1 pseudogene (cut by a window edge) is annotated in these 958 nt (G+C 71.6%); it reads right to left on the bottom strand.

Features of this window, described 5'->3' with window-relative positions:
* Positions 1-155: 155 nt before the first annotated feature.
* Positions 156-958, bottom strand: a pseudogene (locus tag BGO22_RS14270) (MFS transporter); it runs 380 nt beyond the window's last position.

Genomic DNA, 958 nt, shown 5'->3' with positions numbered 1-958 from the left:
CCTGATCCGCGAGGGGTGTGTGAAGGTTGAACAGCCAATTTTCGAGACTGCATGGCGGCGTATATCTCGCCCACCATCACCCAAAAAGTAATACGTCCGCTGGTCCAGTTTTTTCCCCACAAACGTGTAGCTGCCGATGGCGCCGCAGGCCCCTTTCACGCCGCCGCCGCCCGCGGCGCCGGCCGCGCCTCGCGGATCGGCAGGTGGATGAGCGCCGCGCCCACGGCCAGCACGATGTCCACGTACCAGACCCAGTCGTAGGAACCCGTGGCCTCGAAGACGCGCCCGCCCAGCCAGGCGCCGAGGAAGCCGCCCACCTGGTGCGTGAACATCACCGCGCCGAACAGCATGGCCATGTTGCCCGTGCCGAAAAACTTGGCCACCAGCCCCACCGTGGGCGGCACCGTGGACAGGAAGCTCAGGCCCATCACGGCCGCGAACACCAGCAGCACCGCCTCCGTCTTGGGCGCCAGCAGGAACACCAGCACCGCCAGGGCGCGCGTGGCGTAGACCAGGGCCAGCAGCGACTTCATGCGCCAGCGCCCCACGGCCCAGCCCATGGCCAGGCTGCCCACGATGTTGAACAGGCCGATGACGCCCAGCGCCCAGGCGCCCACCGGTGCCGGCAGGCCGCAGGCCGCCACCACGCCCGGCAGGTGCGTGGCCAGGAAGGCCACGTGGAAGCCGCAGACGAAAAAGCCGGCGGCGAGCATGAGGTAGTCGCGGTGCCGCAAGGCGCGCTGGAGCGCCTCGCGCGCCGGCAGCGCCGCCGGGGCGGCGGCCTGGGCCGCGCCGCTGGGCCCGCCGCGCAGCACCCAGGCCGCCGGCAGCGCCAGCAGTGTGATGAAGGCCAGCGCCTGCAGGGCCCCCACCCAGCCCAGGCTGGCCGTGAGCCCGGCCGCGATCGGCGCCATCACGAACTGGCCGAAGGAGCCGCCGGCGTTGACGACGCCCGTGG

Origin of the sequence: Hydrogenophaga sp. 70-12 (assembly GCF_001897365.1) — a bacterium.
Taxonomy (GTDB): domain Bacteria; phylum Pseudomonadota; class Gammaproteobacteria; order Burkholderiales; family Burkholderiaceae_C; genus Hydrogenophaga; species Hydrogenophaga borbori.
Note: the sequence above shows the minus strand (reverse complement) of the source record. Positions and strands in the feature narration are given on the sequence as shown.